Source organism: Mycobacterium sp. NAZ190054 (assembly GCF_001545925.1).
GTDB lineage: Bacteria > Actinomycetota > Actinomycetes > Mycobacteriales > Mycobacteriaceae > Mycobacterium.
On record NZ_LMVQ01000358.1, the window covers coordinates 1 to 2,947 of the forward strand.

Genomic DNA, 2,947 nt, shown 5'->3' on the forward strand with positions numbered 1-2,947 from the left:
GCACCGCGGCGTCACGCATAGATGTCCTTCCGGATCGCGGAGCTGCGGAATCCGCTCGGCAACCCTCGCTGCTCCGTCGCCAGGACTCGAACCTGAACTATCTGAACCAAAATCAGAGGTGCTGCCGGGTAATCCGCCGTTCCTCCCACCGGGATCGCAAGGGTAGGGGGTCGAGAACGATGTCGACAGTGTTCAACGTCCGGAACCTCAAGGGCCCGGGGGCGGCCCGCACGTTCATCATCGGTGCGATCGTGATCGTCCTCGTCGTCGCCGCGGTGTTCCTCGGCTACAACCTGTACAAGAAGGCGACCACGAAGACCGCGGTCGCCTACTTCACCCAGACGCTGGCGATCTACCCCGGGGACAAGGTCCAGATCATGGGCGTCCAGGTCGGCACGATCGACAAGATCGAGCCGGCGGGCGAAAAGATGAAGGTCACCTTCCACTACGAGAACAAGTACAAGGTGCCGCACGACGCGACCGCGTCGATCCTGAACCCGAGCCTGGTGGCCTCGCGCACCATCCAGCTGTCGCCGCCCTACACCGGCGGACCGGAGCTCGAGGACGGCGCCGTGCTCGACACCGACCGCACCCAGGTGCCGGTCGAGTACGACGACCTGCGCGACTCGATCAGCCGGCTGCTCACCGATCTGGGCCCGACCCGCGAGCAGCCCAAGGGGCCGTTCGGCGACATCATCGAATCGGCCGCCGACGGCTTCGCCGGCAAGGGCAAGCAGCTCAACGAGACCCTCAACAACCTGTCGGAGGCGTTGTTCGCGCTCAACGAGGGCCGCGGCGACTTCTTCAGTGTCATCAAGAGCCTGGCGATGTTCGTCAACGCGCTGCACCAGAGCGACCAGCAGTTCGTCGCGCTGAACAACGACCTCGCCCGGTTCACCAACGCGTTCACCGACTCGGACCGCGAGGTGGCCAACGCGCTGCAGGACCTCAACGAACTCCTCACCACGACAAGGGAATTCATCGACGAGAACGGTGAGGTGCTGGCACACGACGTGCAGAACCTGGCCGACGTCACCAACGCGATCCTGCAGCCGGAGCCCCGCGACGGTCTGGAGACCGCACTGCACGCCTATCCGAACGTCGCGGCGAACCTGATGAACATCTCGTCGCCGAATGCCGGCGGCATCGTCTCCATGCCGGTGATCTCGAACTTCGCCAACCCGATGCAGTTCCTGTGCAGCGCGATCCAGGCCGGCAGCCGGCTGGGTTACCAGGACTCGGCGGAACTGTGCGCGCAGTACCTGGGCCCGATCCTCGACTCGATCAAGTTCAACTACCTGCCGTTCGGTGCCAACCAGCTGCAGACGGCGATGACGCTGCCGAAGCAGATCGCCTACTCCGAGGAGCGGCTGCGCCCGCCGCCGGGGTACAAGGACACCACCGTGCCGGGCATCTTCTCCCGCGACACCCTGTTCTCGCACGGCAACCACGAACCGGGTTGGATCGTCGCGCCCGGTATGCAGGGTGTCGAGGTGCAGCCGTTCACCAGGAACATGCTGACCCCGGAGTCGCTGGCCGAGTTGATGGGCGGCCCCGACATCGTGCCGCCGCCGGCGCCGCCGGCGTTCGGCACCACCCGCAACGGCAACCTGCCCGGTCCGCCGAACGCGTTCGACCAGAACAACCCGTTGCCGCCGCCGTGGTATCCGCAGCCGGGCCCGCCGCCGGCGCCCGCGCCCGGTGTCATCCCGGGCGATCCGGCTCCGGTGAACGCCCCCGCCGCCCCGGCGGCACCGGCGCCCGCGGCGCCGTCCGGTCCGCTGTTGCCGGCCGAGGCAGGAGGCTGATCGCGATGACGAAGTGGACCAAGGTGGTGCGCCGCTCGGTCGCGCTGTCGGTGGCGGCCCTCGTGCTCACCTCCTGCGGGTCGTGGAAAGGCATCTCGAACGTGCCGTTGCCGGGTGGGCCCGGCACCGGGTCGGAGCGCACCACGATCTACGTGCAGATGCCGGATACGTTGGCGCTGAACGTGAACAGCCGGGTGCGGGTGGCCGACGTCTACGTCGGGCGGGTGCGCTCGATCGAGCTGCGGAACTGGGTCGCGACGCTGACGCTGGATCTGGAACCGAACATCGCGCTGCCGACCAACACGCTGGCCAAGATCGGGCAGACCAGCCTGCTGGGTTCCCAGCACGTCCAGCTCGACCTGCCGCCGGACCCGGCCCCGGAGAAGCTCAAGACCGGTGACACGATCCCGCTGCGGAACGCGTCGGCGTTCCCGACCACCGAACGGGTACTGGCCAGCATCGCGTCGATCCTGACCGGCGGTGGCGTCGCGAACCTGGAGACGATCCAGACCGAGGTCTACAACGTGCTCAACGGCCGTGCCGACCAGATCCGCACCTTCCTCGGCCAGCTCGACACGTTCACCGCCGAACTGAACCAGCAGCGCGCCGACATCACGCGGGCCATCGACTCCACCAACCGGCTGCTGTCGATCGTCGCGCAGCGCAACGAGACCCTCGATGCGGTGCTGACCGAATTCCCGCCGCTGATCGAACATTTCGCCGAGACCCGGGACCTGTTCGCCGACGCCGTCGAGTCCCTCGGCCGCATCAGCAACGCCGCGGTGGACGCGCTCGAGCCGGCCAGCGACGACATCAACACCAACCTGGCCAACCTGCAGCGGCCGCTGCGCGAGCTGGGCAAGTCCGGGCCGTATCTGCTCGGCGCGCTGAAGGTGTTCCTCACCGCGCCGTACAGCATCGAGAACGTGCCCAAGGCGATCCGCGGCGACTACATCAACGCGTCGCTGACGGTCGACCTGACGCTGTCGGCCATCGACAACGGGTTCTTCTCCGGCACCGGCGTTTCCGGCATGCTCCGTGCGCTCGAACAGGCGTGGGGCCGCGACCCGAACACGATGATCCCCGACGTGCGGTTCACCCCGAACCCGAACTCGGCGCCGAACGGGCCTCTCATCGAG

The 2,947-nt window shown here is 67.4% G+C and carries 2 protein-coding genes; both read left to right on the forward strand.

What is annotated here, in order from left to right; translation table 11 throughout:
- Positions 1-179 precede the first annotated feature (179 nt).
- A complete protein-coding gene (locus ASJ79_RS21645; RefSeq protein ID WP_067959737.1) occupies positions 180-1,808 on the forward strand; it encodes a virulence factor Mce family protein in 1,629 nt (542 codons plus the stop codon).
- 5 nt (positions 1,809-1,813) lie between these two features.
- Positions 1,814-2,947: virulence factor Mce family protein (locus ASJ79_RS21650; protein ID WP_067959740.1), on the forward strand; the 1,134-nt coding region annotated here is incomplete at its 3' end.